Origin of the sequence: Streptomyces kronopolitis, from assembly GCF_050953795.1 — a bacterium.
GTDB lineage: Bacteria > Actinomycetota > Actinomycetes > Streptomycetales > Streptomycetaceae > Streptomyces > Streptomyces kronopolitis_A.
In genome coordinates, this window is record NZ_CP191850.1 from 806695 (window position 1) to 822886 (window position 16192).

The 16192-nt window shown below is 72.6% G+C and carries 18 protein-coding genes; 6 read left to right on the forward strand and 12 right to left on the reverse strand.

Annotated features, from left to right (window positions below):
• Positions 1 to 12: 12 nt before the first annotated feature.
• Both ACQP17_RS03135 and ACQP17_RS03140 read right to left on the reverse strand, forming a co-directional pair.
• Entirely contained in the window at positions 13 to 411 is a 399-nt protein-coding gene (locus ACQP17_RS03135) for a 6-pyruvoyl trahydropterin synthase family protein (protein WP_433854822.1), read from the reverse strand.
• Between the two features lie 74 nt (positions 412 to 485).
• A complete protein-coding gene (locus ACQP17_RS03140; protein ID WP_433854823.1) occupies positions 486 to 1472 on the reverse strand; it encodes a zinc-dependent alcohol dehydrogenase in 987 nt (328 codons plus the stop codon).
• Positions 1473 to 1638: 166 nt separating this feature from the next.
• Between ACQP17_RS03140 and ACQP17_RS03145 the strand changes: the two genes are divergently transcribed.
• On the forward strand, positions 1639 to 2346 hold the full coding sequence (locus tag ACQP17_RS03145; protein ID WP_433854824.1) for a CDP-alcohol phosphatidyltransferase family protein: 708 nt from the start codon (positions 1639 to 1641) through the stop codon (positions 2344 to 2346).
• 4 nt (positions 2347 to 2350) lie between these two features.
• Here ACQP17_RS03145 and ACQP17_RS03150 read toward each other — a convergent pair whose 3' ends face one another.
• On the reverse strand, positions 2351 to 2755 hold the full coding sequence (locus ACQP17_RS03150) for a DUF6126 family protein (protein ID WP_433854825.1): 405 nt from the start codon (positions 2753 to 2755) through the stop codon (positions 2351 to 2353).
• 77 nt (positions 2756 to 2832) lie between these two features.
• Positions 2833 to 3213: an ArsR/SmtB family transcription factor gene (locus tag ACQP17_RS03155; RefSeq protein ID WP_433854826.1), complete on the reverse strand. Its 381-nt coding sequence runs from the start codon at positions 3211 to 3213 to the stop codon at positions 2833 to 2835.
• A 375-nt stretch (positions 3214 to 3588) separates the two neighbouring features.
• Between ACQP17_RS03155 and ACQP17_RS03160 the strand changes: the two genes are divergently transcribed.
• From ACQP17_RS03160 to ACQP17_RS03170, 3 genes are all read left to right on the forward strand, one after another.
• Positions 3589 to 3987: a VOC family protein gene (locus ACQP17_RS03160; RefSeq protein WP_433854827.1), complete on the forward strand. Its 399-nt coding sequence runs from the start codon at positions 3589 to 3591 to the stop codon at positions 3985 to 3987.
• A gap of 524 nt (positions 3988 to 4511) precedes the next feature.
• Complete coding sequence (locus tag ACQP17_RS03165; protein ID WP_433854828.1) at positions 4512 to 5621, forward strand: right-handed parallel beta-helix repeat-containing protein; 1110 nt, start codon at positions 4512 to 4514, stop codon at positions 5619 to 5621.
• A gap of 7 nt (positions 5622 to 5628) precedes the next feature.
• Positions 5629 to 6657, forward strand: a complete 1029-nt coding sequence (locus tag ACQP17_RS03170) for a methyltransferase (RefSeq protein ID WP_433854829.1) — start codon at positions 5629 to 5631, stop codon at positions 6655 to 6657.
• Positions 6658 to 6770: 113 nt separating this feature from the next.
• Here the strand turns inward: ACQP17_RS03170 and ACQP17_RS03175 are convergent, their stop codons facing one another.
• From ACQP17_RS03175 to ACQP17_RS03205, 7 genes are all read right to left on the reverse strand, one after another.
• Positions 6771 to 7097, reverse strand: a complete 327-nt coding sequence (locus tag ACQP17_RS03175; RefSeq protein ID WP_433854830.1) for a TcmI family type II polyketide cyclase — start codon at positions 7095 to 7097, stop codon at positions 6771 to 6773.
• Positions 7098 to 7153: 56 nt separating this feature from the next.
• On the reverse strand, positions 7154 to 7627 hold the full coding sequence (locus ACQP17_RS03180) for an SRPBCC family protein (protein ID WP_364883238.1): 474 nt from the start codon (positions 7625 to 7627) through the stop codon (positions 7154 to 7156).
• A gap of 1 nt (position 7628) precedes the next feature.
• On the reverse strand, positions 7629 to 7898 hold the full coding sequence (locus ACQP17_RS03185) for an acyl carrier protein (protein WP_433854831.1): 270 nt from the start codon (positions 7896 to 7898) through the stop codon (positions 7629 to 7631).
• 15 nt (positions 7899 to 7913) lie between these two features.
• Entirely contained in the window at positions 7914 to 9164 is a 1251-nt protein-coding gene (locus tag ACQP17_RS03190) for a ketosynthase chain-length factor (RefSeq protein WP_433859824.1), read from the reverse strand.
• A complete protein-coding gene (locus ACQP17_RS03195; RefSeq protein ID WP_433854832.1) occupies positions 9164 to 10429 on the reverse strand; it encodes a beta-ketoacyl-[acyl-carrier-protein] synthase family protein in 1266 nt (421 codons plus the stop codon). The genes ACQP17_RS03190 and ACQP17_RS03195 overlap by 1 nt, the downstream gene beginning before the upstream one ends.
• Positions 10426 to 10860, reverse strand: a complete 435-nt coding sequence (locus ACQP17_RS03200) for a cupin domain-containing protein (RefSeq protein ID WP_329153578.1) — start codon at positions 10858 to 10860, stop codon at positions 10426 to 10428. Before ACQP17_RS03200 ends, ACQP17_RS03195 begins: the two co-directional genes overlap by 4 nt.
• A 64-nt stretch (positions 10861 to 10924) precedes the next feature.
• Positions 10925 to 12043: a SchA/CurD-like domain-containing protein gene (locus tag ACQP17_RS03205; protein ID WP_364883247.1), complete on the reverse strand. Its 1119-nt coding sequence runs from the start codon at positions 12041 to 12043 to the stop codon at positions 10925 to 10927.
• A gap of 1135 nt (positions 12044 to 13178) precedes the next feature.
• Between ACQP17_RS03205 and ACQP17_RS03210 the strand changes: the two genes are divergently transcribed.
• Entirely contained in the window at positions 13179 to 13667 is a 489-nt protein-coding gene (locus ACQP17_RS03210) for a glutathione peroxidase (RefSeq protein ID WP_433859825.1), read from the forward strand.
• Between the two features lie 63 nt (positions 13668 to 13730).
• Here the strand turns inward: ACQP17_RS03210 and ACQP17_RS03215 are convergent, their stop codons facing one another.
• Positions 13731 to 14117 carry an STAS domain-containing protein gene (locus tag ACQP17_RS03215; protein WP_433854833.1) on the reverse strand — a complete coding sequence of 129 codons (387 nt, stop codon included), beginning with the start codon at positions 14115 to 14117 and terminating at the stop codon, positions 13731 to 13733.
• Between the two features lie 633 nt (positions 14118 to 14750).
• Between ACQP17_RS03215 and ACQP17_RS03220 the strand changes: the two genes are divergently transcribed.
• Positions 14751 to 16187 carry a GAF domain-containing protein gene (locus tag ACQP17_RS03220; RefSeq protein ID WP_433854834.1) on the forward strand — a complete coding sequence of 479 codons (1437 nt, stop codon included), beginning with the start codon at positions 14751 to 14753 and terminating at the stop codon, positions 16185 to 16187.
• Positions 16188 to 16192: the final 5 nt, after the last annotated feature.

The following is a 16192-nucleotide window of genomic DNA, read 5'->3' on the forward strand; positions in this document are numbered from 1 at the left end:
CGCCGGTAGGGGTCACAGAGTGCGCTCGTAGGTCGCCCAGGCGATGTGGGACTCATGGAGGGTGACCGTGAGACCGGCCAGCTCACGGGCGCCCTCGCCGAGATTGCCGGCCTGGATGCGGTCGGCCAGCCGGTCCGCGATGACCTTGGCCAGGGCCTCCGTCGAGGTGTTGATGCCGGCGAAGTCGGGCTCGTCGTCGAGGTTGCGGTAGTTCAGTTCCCCGACCACGGCGTTGAGTTCCCGGGTGGCCAGGCCGATGTCGACCACGATGTTGTCCTCGTCGAGCTCGGGCCGGCGGAAGGTGGCGTCCACGAGGAAGGTCGCGCCGTGCAGGCGCTGTGCGGGGCCGAAGACCGCGCCGCGGAAGCTGTGGGCGATCATGAGGTGGTCGCGGACGGTGATGCTGAACAAGCCGTTCCTCCGGTGTGATGTCGGTCTCAGTGAAGGTGTCGCACAAGGGCGCGCGGGGCCGGCCCCGGGGGCCGTCAGCCGTCCGCCGGGGTGTACCGGATGCGGTGGCAGAGCGCGGGGAGATCGCCGGAGGCGAGCCGGGGCATCACCCGCGGCAGGTCCTCGAAGGCGGATTCGCCGGTGATCAGCGCGTCGAAGGCCGGGTCGGCGAGCAGGTCGAGGGCGATCGCCAGCCGGTCGGCGAAGGTGCGGCGGGCGCGCCGGGCCGGCGAGACGGCGCCCACCTGGCTGCTGCGGATGACCAGCCGGCGGGAGTGGAAGGCCTCACCCAGCGGCAGGCTGACCTGCCGGCCGCCGTACCAGCTCAGCTCGATGACGGTGCCTTCGGGGGCGAGGAGTTCGAGCGCGCGGGTCAGGCCCGCCTCGCTGGCGCTGGCGTGCACGACGAGGTCGCAGTCGCCGAGGGCGTCCGGCGGCAGCGCGAAGTCCACGCCCAGTGCCCCGGCCGTGGCGGCGCGCGCCGGGTCGGCGTCGACGAGCTGGACCCGGACGCCGGGGAAGCGGGCGAGGACCGCGGCCACACTGCAGCCGACCATGCCCGCGCCGATCACCGCGATCCGGTCCCCGACCAGCGGCGCGGCGTCCCACAGGGCGTTCACCGCGGTCTCCACCGTGCCCGCGAGAACGGCACGGGAGGCGGGGACGGAGTCCGGTACCGGGGTGACCGCGCTCGCCGGGACGACGTAGTGCGTCTGGTGCGGATAGAGGCAGAAGACCGTGCGGCCCAGCAGAGCGGACGGGCCCTGCTCGACGACGCCGACGTTCAGGTAGCCGTATTTGACCGGTGCGGGGAAGTCGCCTTCCTGGAACGGCGCCCGCATCACGGCGTGCTGGCTCTCGGGAACGCCGCCGCGGAAGACGAGGGTCTCTGTGCCGCGGCTCACACCGGAGCAGAGCGTGCGCACCAGGACCTCGTCGTCACGGGGCTCCGGCAACGGCACCGTCCGGATTTCGCCCTGGCCAGAAACGCTTAGCCAAAAGGCACAAGCGGCGCGCGGCATGGGGTTCCTCCTGGACGCTGCACGGATGGTTCATCAATGCTGGGGATCATGGGGACGCCGTCACGATACGCAACACCCTTCGACTCCGCCACACATCACGGGAGGCCTGGTGGCCGTACAAGAGCGCTACGACACAAGGCCGTTCGGACCGGACATTACGGCCGGAATGGGCCTACAGCTGTTGCTGCTGGAGGTGCTGTGCCGCGCGGTCGGCCTGAGCATGGTGGGCTGGCTGGCGGGGCTGGTCTTCGCGGTGGCCACCTGGGCGGTACTCACCGTCGCGGTGCGTCGGTCGTGGACCCTGACGTTCGGCCCGGCCAATCGCGTCACGCTGGCCCGCACCATCCTGGTCGGCGCGGTGACGGCGATGGTCGCGGACTCCTTCGGCCGGCACGTCCCCGTCGCCGTGCTGATCGCCTTCGCCTCCGTGGCGCTGGTGCTGGACGGGGTGGACGGGAAGGTGGCGCGGCACACCGGAACGGCGACGCCGCTCGGGGCGCGCTTCGACATGGAGGTCGACGCCTTCCTCATCCTGGTGCTGTGCGTCCACCTCGCGGTGCCGCTGGGTGCCTGGGTGCTCGCCATCGGCCTGATGCGGTACGCGTTCGTCGCGGCGTCCTGGGTGCTGCCGTGGCTGCGCGGGGCGCTGCCGCACAGCATGGCGCGCAAGGCCGTGGCGGCGCTCCAGGGCGTCGTGCTGGTGGTGGCCGCGGCCGGGATCCTGCCGAGGGCCTCGGCGGCCGCCGCGGTGGCGGTGGCGCTGGGGCTCCTGGTGTGGTCGTTCGGGCGTGACATCGGGTGGCTGTGGCGGGTCCGGGACCGGGCGGGCGCGGCGGACGCGTCCCGCGGCGCCGCGCGGCGGGTTCCGGCATGATCCGTCACGTCCCGGCGTGCCGCCCCAGATAGACGACCATCGCCAGGAAGAGCAGCAGGAGCTGGGTCACCAGGATCTGGAGCAACACCCGCCGCCACCGGCCGCGCCGGGAGGCCCGGTGGGTGAACAGCACCGCGCCGGGCAGCCGCGCCAGCTGGGCGCCGGGCCGGACCGCGGCCGTACGGGAGTGCCGGATGCCGCAGCGCGGCGAGATGTCGTGCCGGGTCGCGCTCTCCGGGCAGGGCCGGCCGTGGCCGGGCGCGGTGCGCAGCGGTCCCCGTCCGGGGGGCCGCCCGCGGCAGGGGTGGCCGCCGGGACGGGAACCCTGCCCGGAGGGCGTGGGTATGCAGGTACGGGAGCGGACCGCCCGCCACGGCGGCGGTCCCTTACGCCTTGCTGCGCCGGCCATCAGCGCTCACCCTTCTCCGGCACGCGACGAGCGGAGCGTCCCCGGCCGGCCGCCGTGCGGGGAGCGGCGCGGGCGGATCACGAGGCCGCCCCCACGCCCTCGGCCGCCGGCAGTGCGCCGGAGTCGTCCCGCCGCAGCTCGGCCAGCAGCGCGTGCTGCCCGCCGAGCACCTCGCCGAGGACCCGGCGGGCGGATCGCAGCAGCTCCGCGACCTCCCCGCCGGCCAGCTCGTAGACGACGGTGGAGCCGCTGCGGGTGGCCGTGACCAGGCCCGAGCGGCGCAGCACCGCCAGCTGCTGGGAGAGCGCGGACGGCTCCACCCCGATCGCGGAGAGCAGGCCGCGCACCGGCATCGGACCGCTCTGGAGGAGTTCCAGGACCCGGATGCGGACCGGGTGGCCGAGCATCCGGAAGAACTCGGCCTTGGCCTGACACAGCGGAACCCAGGCGCCGTTCACCCTCGCACCCCGCCCCCGGGACGGGGCGCGGACCGCGTCACACGCCCTCGTTCCCTCACCGATTCGGCGAAACCGCCCACGCATGTCCTCCGCGTTCAGGCCGACCGGCCGTCGCGTCATCTGTTGAATTGCGGAATTCTGCAACTGTAGACGACGGGGGCGGGCGAATTGAACGGGTGTACCCCTCCCACCCCGTGCCCGGGATCCGTCCGGCGCCCGGGTGCGCCCCCGCCGGAGCACCGCCGGCCACGGTCCGGCCCAACGGCTCCTTACGCCATGGTAGTTGCGCGGCCCCCACCCCGAAACCGGGAGGGGGCGCCACCGGCGGGAGATTCTCCGTGGACAGCACCACCCCTCAACCGCATAGTGACGTCCATGACTTCACGGGTACGGCACACCACCATCGACTGCACCGACGCCTACCGACTGGCCTCCTTCTGGGCGCGGGTGCTGGACGGCTCGCTGGCCGGGGACGACCTGCCGGGCGATCCGGAGGCCCTGGTCACGGCCGCGGGCGAGGCGCTGCTGTTCGTCACGGTGCCCGATGCCAAGACCGTGAAGAACCGGGTGCATCTGGACCTGGAGCCGCAGGACCGGACCCGGGACGAGGAGGTCGAGCGGCTGCTGGCGCTCGGCGCGAGCCTGGTGGCCGACCACCGCAGGGCGGACGGGAGCGGCTGGGCGACGCTGGCCGACCCCGAGGGCAACGAGTTCTGTGTGGAGCGCAGCGCGGCGGAGCGGGCGGGCCGGGCCGCCGGGCAGCAGCCTTCCTGACCGAACGACACCCGCCCGGCGCGCCCGTTCCCGGACCCGGAGGGCGGGGGCGTCCGGCGGTGGCGGCCCCTCCCCCACGGCCGTTGGGGTGATCCGGCTGCCCCGCTGTCCCCGGGCCGGTGTCGTCCGCCGGGCCTGGCGCGTTGTTCCACCGTGACCGTCTTCCGTGCCCGTCCGTGGTTTCTGCCGACCAGCCTCGCGGCGTTCCTGACCGAGGCGGGGCCGGACGGGCCGGCTGATGCCCCGTCGGACCCCGCCCCCGAGGCCCGCTCCGACACGCCGTCCGGCGCTCGACCCGATACCCGGTCAGCTGATTCCCCGCCGGCCGCTTCCCGGGCGTGCGGTGAGGCCTCCCCCGCCGGCGGCGAGAGCCCGATCGACCCCGCTGACCGGCCCTGATGGACGGTCCGGTGCCCGGCCGGGCACCGGACCTGACGGCGTGTCGCACACCGGCCGTCCCACGCACCGTCATCAACGGGTCACCACATGTGGCGAGCGGGCATGATCGCCCATAGCTTCGCCTCATGGCGCTACGACAGATGAAATACCTGAGCTGCGTCGCCGCGATGCTGGTCGGCGGACTGGGCGCGGCCGCACCGAGCGAACCGCAGGGACGTCACGTCGTCCACCCGGGCGAATCGATCCAACGGGCGGTGAACCGGGCACGGCCGGGCGACACCGTCTTCATCCGGCCCGGCCACTACCGGGAGAGCGTGCTGATCACCAAGCCGCGGCTGCGGCTCATCGGCGCGGGCCGCCGCACGGTGATCGGGCCGTCCGGCAAGCGGGCGGGCAACGCCTGCGGACGCAGCGGCAACGGCATCTGCGTCCTCGGCAGGCGGGGCAGGCCGCTGCGGGACGTCACCCTGCACGGGCTGACCGTCCAGGGCTTCAGGAAGTCCGGCATCTGGGCCTCCCGCACCGACCGGCTGACCGTGCACGACGTGACCTCGCGGAACAACGGCGTGTGGGGCATCGCCCAGGAGAGGTCCACCCGGGCGGCGATCCGGGACAACACCGTCATCGGGAACCGCGACTCCGGCATCTACCTCTCGAACCTCGTCAAGGGGGAGGGCGGCGCCAGCGACAACCGGGGCGCCACGATCCTGGGGAACCGGCTCTTCGGGAACCGCATCGGCATCACCCTCCAGCGCGTCAGGAACCTGACGATCGCCCACAACGACATCGGCGGGAACTGCGGCGGCATCTTCGTCGTCGGCGACGAGTCCCGGCCCCGGGCGGGCACGCTGACGGTGCGGGACAACAGCATCATCAAGAACAACCGGCGCTGCGCCGCCAACGGCCGGCTGCCGTTCATCCAGGGTGTCGGGGTCCTGCTCACCGGTACCGAGCGGGCGCTGGTGCGGCACAACCTGATCCGCGAGAACCGCGGCACCTCGCCGTTCTCCGGCGGCGTCGTGCTCTTCCCCAGCTTTGTGAAGTCGTTCAACGAGCGCAACGTCATCAGCGACAACATCGTGCTGCGCAACAAGCCCCTGGACCTGGCCGACCGGGACCGCGCCGGCCGGCACAACCGGTTCCTGCGCAATGTGTGCCGCACCTCGCAGCCGGCCGGGCTGTGCCCACGGCCGCACCGGGTGCACCGGGTGCACCCGTCGTCAACGGGAGAATAGAGGCGGAATGACCACCGTAAGTCCCACCCCCCAGCCGGCCATGCAGCTGCGTGAGCTGATCTTCGGTGCCGCGTGTGCGGCGGCCGTGCGGGCGGCGGCCCGCCTGGGCGTCGCCGACGCGCTCGGCGACCGGCCCGCCACCGCCGAGGAACTGGCCACCGCGGTGCGGGCCGAAGCCCGGCCGCTGGACCGGCTGCTGCGCACCCTGTCCTGCTACGGGATCTTCGCGGAGACCGACGACGGGAAGTACGTCCACACGGACATGTCGCGGATGCTGCGCGAGGACGACCCGCACAGCCTGCGCTACATCTCCCTGTGGTGCACCGAGCCGTGGACCTGGGACGCCTGGCCGCGGCTCGACGAGGCGGTGCGCTCCGGCAGCAACGTCTTCGAGGGCCTCTACGGCAAGGGGTTCTTCCAGTACCTGCACCAGGACGCACCGGAGTCCGCCGAGGTCTTCGACCGGGCGATGACCACCTCCAGCAAGCAGTCGGCGCAGGACATCGCCCGGCTGCTCGACCTGACCGGGGCGTCGTCGGTGGCGGACATCGGCGGCGGCCAGGGACACGTCCTGGCCGGCCTGCTGGAGAAGTACCCCTCGATGAGCGGCACGCTGCTCGACCTGCCCACGGTCGTGGCGAACCCGGACCCCCGGCTGCGGGAGGGCGGCGCGCTGGCCTCGCGGGTGCGGATCGTGCCCGGCGACTGCCGGGAGGAGATCCCCGTCCAGGCCGATGTCTACATCATCAAGAACATCCTGGAGTGGGACGACGAGAGCACCCGGCGCACGCTGCACAACGTCGTCGGGGCCGCCCGCCCCGGCGCCCGCGTCGTGATCATCGAGAACCTCGTCGACGACAGCCCCTCGATGAAGTTCACGACGGCCATGGACCTGCTGCTGCTCCTCAACGTCGGCGGCGCCAAGCACACCAGGGCCAGCCTGGTGAGCCGGATGACGGACGCCGGCCTGAAGGTCGGCGAGCTGCGGGTCGTCAACCCGTACCTGCACGCCTTCGAGTGCACCGTCCCCGAATGACCCCTGGCGGACACGGCAGGCCGCCCGGTGAGGAGGCTCCTCCTCACCGGGCGGCCTTGCCCCCGCCCGGGACGGCGCGGAAGCCGGGGTGTCTCCCCGGCTCCGCGTACGTGTCAGCCCTCGCGCTGCCAGCTGTAGAACTGCTGGGCCTGCGCGTCCTTGGGGCTTCGCCAGGTCTTCGGATCGTAGGCGCTGACGAAGGCGGAGAGCCTCTCGCTGACGGCACGGAACTCGGGGTGCTCCGCCACCTTGGCGATCTCCGGACCGGGCGGCCGGTCGGACTCGATGAGGTGCAGATACACCTCACCGAACTGGAAGAGGGTCCGCCGCTTGACCCCGACCAGGTGGGGCAGCTCCGTACGGTCGGAGGCCTGGAAGACCTCGGCGATGTCCGGGGCGGAGCCGGGTGCCATGCGGGCGACGATCAGTGCGTGATGCATCAGAGGGGTCCCTTCATTGCCGCCGGGTGGCGGTCCGGGCACGTCCTGACGGGCGGTCAGCCGGCCGTGACGGAGCGGAGCTCGCGGTCACGCTGTTCGATCTTGTCCCGGATGAGCTCCATCTGGATCCGGGAGTTGCGGTTGATCAGCTCGGTCATGCCCTTGTCGTCGATCGGGGCCTCGGGCTTCATCGCGAAGTCCTGGGTCCAGTGCATCGAGGTGCCGCCGGGGATCTCGGCGTACTTCCAGTGGATGTCCATGTGCGCGAAGGGACCGGTCTCCACGCGGCGGGCGCGCACCGTGCGGCCCTCGCGGTCGACGGTCCGCTCGGAGACCCAGCTCCAGACGGTGCCGTTGTCGTCCGGGTGCATCGTCAGACGGAAGGTGGTCTTGTCGCCCTCTCTGGACAGCACCTCGACCGAGGCGTACTCGCTGAACAGCTGCGGCCAGTTCTCGATGTCGTTGGTGAGGTCCCAGACGAGGTCGAGGGGCGCCGCGATGGTGATGTCGTTCTCGGTGTGGCCGGACATGTCAGGCTCCTGTCGTGGGGACGGATTCGGGGGCGGTGTTGACGAGGGCGAGGAAGTCGCGGGGCGTCTTGCAGCGCTCCGCGTCGTTGGGCATCGGCCGGCCCTGCCGGTTCTCCAGCTCGCCGACGATGCCGAGCAGACCCAGCGAGTCGAGACCGAACTCGGCGAAGGTCGCGTCGGGCCGGTTCGCCAGCTCCTTCGGGTCGACGGTGAGGCCGGCGGCGGACTTCATCAGCGCGGCCAGCTCAGTGAGCGTCAGTTGAGCGTTCATGCGGTGTACTCCTTCTCACGAGGGGGACCCGGAGCCCTGCCGCAGCACCATTGCCGCGTTCGAGCCCATCAGTCCCCGGCTCAGCACCAGCGCCGTCCGCAACTCGCCGGGGCGGGCCCGGCCGGTCACCACGTCCAGGTCATGGCAGACGTTGACGACGTTGGGGGTGGGCGGCACGACGCCGTGCTCCATGGCGAGCACCGCGGCCGCGGCGTCCAGAACGGGGGCACCGCAGTACGCCCGGCCGGTACCGGTCTTGGGTGCCGTCACCGGGACCCGCGCGGCGTGCCGTCCCAGGGCGTCCGTGAGCGCCAGCGCCTCGGCCCGGTCGGCCGCAGGGACACCGAGCGCGTCGGCGAACACCACGTCTATCTCTTCCGGGGCGCACCGCGCGTCCTGCAGTGCGCCGCGGATCGCGTGCGCCAGCCCCTCCCGGGACTCCTCCCACAGGGAGGCGCCGGTGAAGGTCGCGGCGTGCCCGGCCAGTACGGCCCGGACGGACGCCCCGCGGTCGACGGCCGCGTTCTCCTCCTCGACGATCAGCATCGCGCCGCCCTCGGCAGGCACGAATCCGCACGCACCACTGGTGAACGGGCGGTAGGCGCGGGCCGGATCGTCGAGCCGGCTCAGATCCTCGTAGCCGAGCTGGCAGACGACGGAGTAGGGGGCCAGCGGTGCCTCCGCGGCGCCCACGACGACGGCGTCGGTGCCGCGCCGGATGGTGCGGGCGGCGTGCGCCAGCGCGTCCAGGCCGCCGGCCTCGTCGCTGGCCACCACGCCGCACGGCCCCTTGAAGCCGCCGCGGATGGAGATCTGGCCGGTGCTGGCCGCGTAGAACCAGGCGATGGACTGGTACGGGCCGACGTACCGGGAGCCCTGGCCCCAGAGCCGTTGCAGCTCCCGCTGGCCGAACTCACCGCCGCCCGAGCCCGCGGCCGTGACGACGCCCACCGCGAACGGCGAGTCGTTGTAGTCGGCACGGCCCATCCGGGCGTCGTCCAGCGCGAGGTTGGCCGCCGCCATGGCGAAGTGGGTGAACCGGTCGGTCTGGACGAGGTAGCGCTCCTCGATCAGATCCGCCGGGTCGAAGCCGCGGACCTCGCCCGCGACCTTGAGCGGAAGGTGCTCACACCCCTCGCGGGTGACGTGGTCGAGGACGCTGATGCCCTCGACCGTCGCCTTCCAGAAGGTCTCGGTGCTCACCCCGTTGGGGGCGATGACGCCGATACCGGTGACGACGGAGCGACGTTCCTTCGGGGAGCTCATCATGCCCTCCCACCCTGTCGGGTCAATACCACCGCGGACTGGAAACCACCGAAGCCGCTGCCGACCGAGAGCACCGAACGCAGCGGCAGCTCCCGTGCGGTCTTGGGCACGTAGTCGAGGTCGCACTCCGGGTCCGGAGTCTCGTAGTTGGCCGTGGGCGGCACCACCTGATGCGTGAGTGCCAGCACACAGGCCACGATCTCGATCGCGCCGATGGCCCCCAGTGAGTGGCCGACCATGGATTTGATGGAACTCATCGGGATCTTGCGGGCGTGTTCGCCGAGCGACCGCTTGACGGCGGCCGTCTCGTGCCGGTCGTTCTGCTGGGTGCCCGAGCCGTGGGCGTTGACGTAGTCCACATGCGTGGCGTCGAGCCTGGCGTGGGCCAGGGCCCGGTTGATCGCCTCGGCCATCTCCAGGCCTTCCTGGGTCAGGCCCGTCATGTGGTAGGCGTTGCCGAAGGTGGCATAACCACGGATCTCGCAGTGGATGTGCGCACCGCGGGCACGGGCGTGTTCCAGCTCCTCCAGTACGAGGACGGCACCGCCCTCACCCATCACGAAGCCGTCCCGGTTGGCGTCGAACGGCCGTGAGGCATGGGCGGGGTCGTCGTTGTTGGCGGAGGTCGCCTTGATCGCGTCGAAGCAGGCGACGGTGATCGGGGAGATCGGTGAGTCGGACGCGCCGGCGATGCACACATCGGCCTTGCCCTCCTCGATGGAGTGGAAGGCGTAACCGATGGCGTCGAGCCCGGAGGTGCAGCCCGTGGAGACGGTCTGCACCGGCCCGTGCGCACCGACCTGCTCGGCCACCGCGGAGGCGAGCGAACTCGGGGAGAACGCCCGCTCCAGATAGCGGCCGGCCGGACGGTGGTCGACGTCCCACCGCTGTCCGCGGCCGCTGACGGCGACGTAGTCGTTCTCCAGTCGCGTGGTGCCGCCGACGGCGGTGCCCAGGGACACCCCGATGCGCCAGGGGTCCTCCGCCCCGGCGTCCAGCCCGGCGTCGCGCAGTGCCTCCTTCGCGGCGACCATCGCGAACTGGACGTACCGGTCCGAGCGGGCCACCTGCTCGCTGCTCAGACCGTGGGCCGCGGGATCGAAGTCGCACTCGGCGGCGATGCGTGAGCGGAACCCCTCCGGATCGAAGAGGGTGATGCCACGCGTCGCCGTGCGTCCGGCGGACAGCAGGTCCCAGAAGGCGGGCACCCCCACACCGCCGGGCGCGACGATACCGACGCCGGTGACCGCCACGCGGCGGGTCATGACACCGGCTCCGTGCGTTCGGGCGGTGCGGCGGGGGTGCTCTCCTCGGTGCCCTCGGTGTCGACGTGCCCCAGCTCGGGACGCGGGGCGAGCGGACCGAGGTGGAAGACCATCCGGGCCTCCACGTCCCCCACATTGCGGAAGCGGTGGCGCATGTACGGGGGAATCAGCAGGCCCTGGTCGGGGCGCAGCGGGTGCGCCTCCCCGTCGAGGTCGACTTCGAGCGCGCCCTGGACGACGTACACGAACTCCTCGGAGTACGGGTGGTAGTGCTCGCCGATGCGCTCACCGGGCTGGACGAGGGCCATGCCCATGAAGCCGCTCGTGGCGCCCACCGCGCTGGGTGTCAGCAGGGCGCGCAGATCACCTCCGCGCCGGCGGTTGGGCTGGGTCTCGCTGAGGTCCACGATGCGTGGGCGGTGCGTGGTCATGGCTGTTCCTCCGGGGCGTGAGGCCGACGGTTGACGTGGGATGGGGACCGCGGGCGGGTGCGGCTCAGGCGCCCGGCGAGCGGCGGTCGGTGACCAGGGCCATGTCGGAGCGCTCCAGGAAGCGCGCGACCTCGCGGTCGTTCGACAGACCGCCGGCCACATCGGTGTCGAGGAGACGCCGCAGCACCGCCGTCTTGCGGGGACCGCGTACGCCGAGCGACAGCATGGGGTCGCTGTCGAGGGGGACCCGCAGGTCGATGAGCCGGACCACCACGTCGTCGCGCTGGAAGACGGTGCTGCCGGTGATGGGCGACTGCGGGTCGTCCGCGGCCAGCTCGTCCTGGTGGGCCAGCATCCGGGCCAGGGCCATGCCGCACCCTTCCTTGGCCGGGTAGAACAGCGCGTGCCGGCGGACGTCGTCGGGCTGCTGCCCGCTCGCCCCGACGTGGTGCACCGCGGGCAGTGCGGCGCGGGTGAAGAACACCCGGGCGGAGTTCGGGTCGGCCAGGTCCCGGTCCTGCTCCAGGTACGGGTTGACGGCCTCCTCGACGGCCCGGATCTCGGGCTGCTGGGAGATGTGGCGCAGCGCAGCCACGAGGTCGCCCTGCACCTCCACCGTGCGCACGACGCGGTTGCCGTGCATGAACAGGGAGGTGCGGCGCAGCCGCGTGGTGTCGTCGACCCGGGGCTCCGGGGAGGCGTAGCCGGCGAGGATCTCGGCGACCATCGATTCGCTGCCCGGCTTCACGGTGAAGGTCAGCGCGTGCCGGACGACGCCGTCGCCGACGCGGGGAGCGGCCTGCAGCCGGCCCTTGGGGGGCTCGGGGGCGAGGGTGGCGATGTTCGAGGTCTCGCGCAGGACGCTGAAGCGCAGCGACCGGGTGTCGCGCACACAGCTGTGCAGCGGCTGGACCATCTTGACGTGCTCCTCGCTGTTGACCCAGGCGAGGAAGGGCGGGGCGCTCTCCCACTCGCTGGTGATGAGCCACTGCGAGGGGTTCTCGATGGACTGGCACAGCTGGTCGTTGATGTGCCCGGGGACGGACGCGACCTGGTTGCGCAGGTGCTCATAGGCTTCCATGAAGCGCTGCTGGGCTCCTTCGTGGAGGTCCAGGAGCAGCACGACCCGAAGCCGCGAGCCATCGAAGGCTGACTGGGATATTCGTTCCGACAGCGTGGTCATCGTCTACGCATCTCCTTCGGGGCCCGGTGGCCCCAGTGGTGCGTCGTCAGTTCCGGTGCGATCCGGTGACTGAGCCGGATGGTGGGACGGCCGGCCCGGTGTCCGGGGGCGTCCCGGATTCGATCGTGGCCGGGACCCACGGGCCGCGCGAGATCTGTGAGCCATGCAGGTGAACGGTGATCGAACAGCGACACGCCCGGGCGTCCGTGCTCCATCTGCCGTACCCGTCCCTGCCGCTGGAGCGGGCGGGGAGCACCGCCGCCGGGGGCCGGGTCCGGTCCGCGACGGGCCGGACCCGCTGGTGGGCCCGCCCGCCGGGCCCCTCCCGGACGTCCCGGCACCCGGCCCCGTCGTGCCGGGAAGCACGGAGCGCCCCGTGCTCGCGCGGGTGAGGGCGACCGCGTCCGCACGGGGGACGGCTCGGGGCACCCGTTTCCGAACAACGAGGCCCGCGGGGCGGCGTCGTCCCGGTGCCGACACCGGCGGCGGAGCGCGTCCCGGACGGACCGCGGCGGCGAGCGGGTCACCGGGCGTCTCAGACCGTCAAAAGGCTTATGGCACGGAACCGTTGGGACTGACGGCAGGCCTCGGGGTACCGCCGGACCTGACGGGGCGCCACCCGCGGCCGGGCCGGGTCCGCCACACGGGCGACGCGGCCGACGCCGCCGCGTCCCCCACCCGCGGGGAACGCGGCGGCCGGACCCGGCGGCGCACGAGCCCGCCGGCGCAGCGGAACCGGCCGCGCGCTCCCCCGGCTCCCGGCCGCGCGAACGTATCTTCTGCCCGTCACCACCGCAGGGGCTTCTGAGAGCCGTCCCGGCCATGTCCCGCAACTCGGCGACCGAATTCCGGTTGAGTCCGGACATGGACGCCAAGAAACCCGTCAGTCACCCCTTCCAACGCCTCACCCTCCCCCAGCGGCCGCCGGCGCTGCCGCCCCCCGCCCCGCAGGCCCGCCGCCCGGCCGGGGGCGAGACGCCGATCTTCGACCAGCTGCTCAGGGAGTGGCGCTCGGGCAGGCTCCGGCCCGCGGTGTCCTGGCCGGTCGACGAGCCGGGGAAGATCAGAGCGGGTGCCGCTGTTGGGACCGATGATGGACGTCCCTTTCCGCGGAACCGTAACGAGGAGCATGACCGTGAGCCTGTACGACATCCCGCTGCGCACCCTGACCGGTGAGCCCGCTTCCCTCGCCGACTACCGGGGCAAGGCCCTGCTGGTGGTCAATGTCGCGTCCAAGTGCGGACTGACCCCGCAGTACACGGCCCTGGAGCGGCTCCAGCAGCGCTACGCGGACCGTGGTTTCACCGTGCTGGGCTTCCCCAGCAACCAGTTCGCGGGCCAGGAGCCGGGGACCGCGGAGGAGATCGCCGCGTTCTGCTCGGCGACGTACGGCGTGAGTTTCCCGCTGTTCGAGAAGACCGATGTCAATGGCGCGGACCGGCATCCGCTGTATGCCGCGCTGACCGACGCCGAGGACGCCGAGGGCGCGGCCGGTGACGTCCAGTGGAACTTCGAGAAGTTCCTGATCGGCCCGGGGGGCGAGATCGCGGGCCGGTTCCGGCCGCGCACCGAGCCGGAGGCCGAGGAGCTGGTCGGCGCCATCGAGGCGGCCCTCCCGGCCTGAGCCGGGGGCCGGACCGCGGCGGGGCGGGGGCCGCGCGGGACGCACGGCGGCGTCCGGGGGGCGTCAGGCGACGGCGCTGCCGGCAGCGTCCGTGACGCCGGCCGGCCCGGCGGCCCCGGCGAGGGTGTCCGCCGCGGCGTCGTCGGGGAGCAGATCGAAGCTGTCCTCCAGGCCGGTCATGCGCAGCAGCCGCGCCACGCTCCCGTCCCCGTCGGCCCCGGCCAGCCGCAGCCTGCCGCCCCGCTGCCGGGTGCGGTGGCGGGCGCGGCTGAGCAGGGAGAGTCCGGCGCAGTCGATGAACGTCACCGCGCGCACGTCCAGCACGAGGTCGACGCCCTGGGCGCCGGTGAGGTCGTCCAGGGCGTCGGACAGCACCGACACGGCGAGGATGTCCAGCTCACCGCGGATTTCGAGAAGGGTGGTGCCGCCCGCCGCCCGGCTGGGTCCCACGAGTCTCGGGTAGAACTGACCTTCATCCATCGGCCCGGCCCACTTTCATGCCGAGGCGCGGGATATGGCCACGCGTCTGCGGCGGAGATGTTCGGAACGTGTGGGGGGCGCCCGGCGCGATCCGGGCGGGTTCGGCCCGTTTCCGGGTCGTCGGTGGTGTGGTGGTGTGTCGGCTGTGCCCGTGCGTTTGTGCAGCTGTGCCCCGTAGTTGACTACGGCTTACCCGCAGCCCGGGGGCCTCAAGTCCCGGCACGGGCCACATCTCCAGGTTGTCTCAAAGTCGCCCATGGCAGGTGTGGCCGGGAAAGACAGCCGAGGGGCGGTCTCCGGCCACGGCCCGGGCCCTGTCGCCGCCGGTGGCCTGCCCGGCCGCCCGCGCCGCCGGCCCCGCTCCGGGAGGTCCGGACGGGAGGGATCAGGCCCTTATGCGGAGCCCCGGAACGGCCGAATCGCCGACGCCGGCCGGTGCGTCGCAGGTGGGGAGGTCTCCCGGCCTAACCGGAGACTTCATCCGCCTGGTGCGAATAACACACTTTCGGCCGAATTAGACTGTCCGGACGGCCAGAAAGTGAGAGGTGTGCCCTGAAGCCGTCGGACCCCGCCAGAGACTGTCCCGACCGCACCGCGCGGAGCTTGCGCGCACTTGCGGGCGGGCCGATCTCCCGTCTCCCACAGCTCCTGGAAGCGCTGGTCACAGTCGGTTTTGATCACGATCTGCGGCCTGCGCTGGACCGCATCGCGGAGACCGCCGCCGCGCTGACCGGAGCGCGCCGCGCCGAGGTCAGCACCCTCGACGAGGACGGCGACGCCCCCGGCGACCTGATCACCCACGGCGCCTCCCCCCGGGCCGGGCAGCCCGGCGAGGCACTGCTGGAGGTACCCATACAGGTCCAGGGGGAGCTGTTCGGCACGCTGCGCGTGGCGGGGAAGGACGACGGCGGCCGGTTCAGGGACGCGGATCTCCACCTGGTGCGGGTGCTGGCCACCGAAGCCGGGATCGCCATGAGCAATGCCCGGATGCACGCGGCCGCCCGTCAGCGCAGGCGCTGGATCGACGGGACCGCCTCCGTGACCACGGCCCTGCTGGCCGGGCCCGAGACCCGCTCGACCACCAGCCACGCGCTGACCGTCGTCGCCGAGCGGGGCCGGGAGCTGGCCGAGGCGGCGACGGGTGCGGTGCTGCTGCCGGACGAGGAGGGCGGCATGGAGATCGTGGCGATCTCGACGGTGCTGTCCGACGCGGTACGGGACGAGGCCTACCGCGCCCGGATCCCGCCGCAGAGCCCGGTCGTCCATCAGGTGCGGGCCGGCCTCGCGGTGTTCTCCGACGACTTCGGCGCCGACCCCCGCTCGATCTCCCCGATCTCGCGCCACTACGGCCCGATGATGCTGCTGCCGCTGCGCAGCAACGGGCGGGTACTGGGCGCCCTCGCGCTGTGCCGCAAGCCCGGCGAGGGCCGCTTCAGCCACACCGAGCGGACCCTGGGGACCCAGTTCGCCTCGCAGGCCGCGGTGGCCCTCGTGCTCGCCGACCGGCACCGTGACCGCGAGCGGCTCGCCGTCTTCGAGGATCGCGACCGCATCGCCCGCGACCTGCACGATCTGGTCATCCAGCGGCTCTTCGCCACCGGGATGCTGCTGGAGACCGCCCGGCGCAAGGCTCAGCTCCCGGAGGTGGCGGACGGGGTCGGCCGGGCGGTCGACGAGCTGGACGCGACGATCCAGGAGATCAGGTCGGCGATCATCTCGCTCCAGCAGGGGCCGGCCTCGGCGCCCGGGCTGCGCACCCGGGTGATGCGGGAGGCCGACGCGGCCACCACCGCGCTCGGCGGCCGGCCGTCGGTGAAGTTCGTGGGCCCGATCGAGGCCCGCCTCGACGACGAGGGCGGCCAAGAGCTGGTGGCCACGCTGGCCAAGGCGCTGGCCGGGGCGTCGGCGTCGGCCGGCCCGGTCCGCGTCAAGATCGTCGTGGATGCCCTGGCCACGCTCCCCGACGGACGGTCCGCGGTACGGCTGACGGTCAGCGGCGTCGGCGCCGAGGAGCCCACGGTCTGGGAACGCCCGATCTGAACGGG

Bases quoted from the DNA above. Each gene is read 5' to 3' on its own strand.
- ACQP17_RS03140 (WP_433854823.1), bottom strand. From the start codon at position 1,472: ATGCCGCGCGCCGCTTGTGCCTTTTGGCTAAGCGTTTCTGGCCAGGGC.
- ACQP17_RS03145 (WP_433854824.1), top strand. From the start codon at position 1,639: ATGGGCCTACAGCTGTTGCTGCTGGAGGTGCTGTGCCGCGCGGTCGGC.
- ACQP17_RS03150 (WP_433854825.1), bottom strand. From the start codon at position 2,755: ATGGCCGGCGCAGCAAGGCGTAAGGGACCGCCGCCGTGGCGGGCGGTC.
- ACQP17_RS03160 (WP_433854827.1), top strand. From the start codon at position 3,589: ATGACTTCACGGGTACGGCACACCACCATCGACTGCACCGACGCCTAC.
- ACQP17_RS03165 (WP_433854828.1), top strand. From the start codon at position 4,512: ATGGCGCTACGACAGATGAAATACCTGAGCTGCGTCGCCGCGATGCTG.
- ACQP17_RS03170 (WP_433854829.1), top strand. From the start codon at position 5,629: ATGACCACCGTAAGTCCCACCCCCCAGCCGGCCATGCAGCTGCGTGAG.
- ACQP17_RS03175 (WP_433854830.1), bottom strand. From the start codon at position 7,097: ATGCATCACGCACTGATCGTCGCCCGCATGGCACCCGGCTCCGCCCCG.
- ACQP17_RS03180 (WP_364883238.1), bottom strand. From the start codon at position 7,627: ATGTCCGGCCACACCGAGAACGACATCACCATCGCGGCGCCCCTCGAC.
- ACQP17_RS03185 (WP_433854831.1), bottom strand. From the start codon at position 7,898: ATGAACGCTCAACTGACGCTCACTGAGCTGGCCGCGCTGATGAAGTCC.
- ACQP17_RS03190 (WP_433859824.1), bottom strand. From the start codon at position 9,164: ATGAGCTCCCCGAAGGAACGTCGCTCCGTCGTCACCGGTATCGGCGTC.
- ACQP17_RS03195 (WP_433854832.1), bottom strand. From the start codon at position 10,429: ATGACCCGCCGCGTGGCGGTCACCGGCGTCGGTATCGTCGCGCCCGGC.
- ACQP17_RS03200 (WP_329153578.1), bottom strand. From the start codon at position 10,860: ATGACCACGCACCGCCCACGCATCGTGGACCTCAGCGAGACCCAGCCC.
- ACQP17_RS03205 (WP_364883247.1), bottom strand. From the start codon at position 12,043: ATGACCACGCTGTCGGAACGAATATCCCAGTCAGCCTTCGATGGCTCG.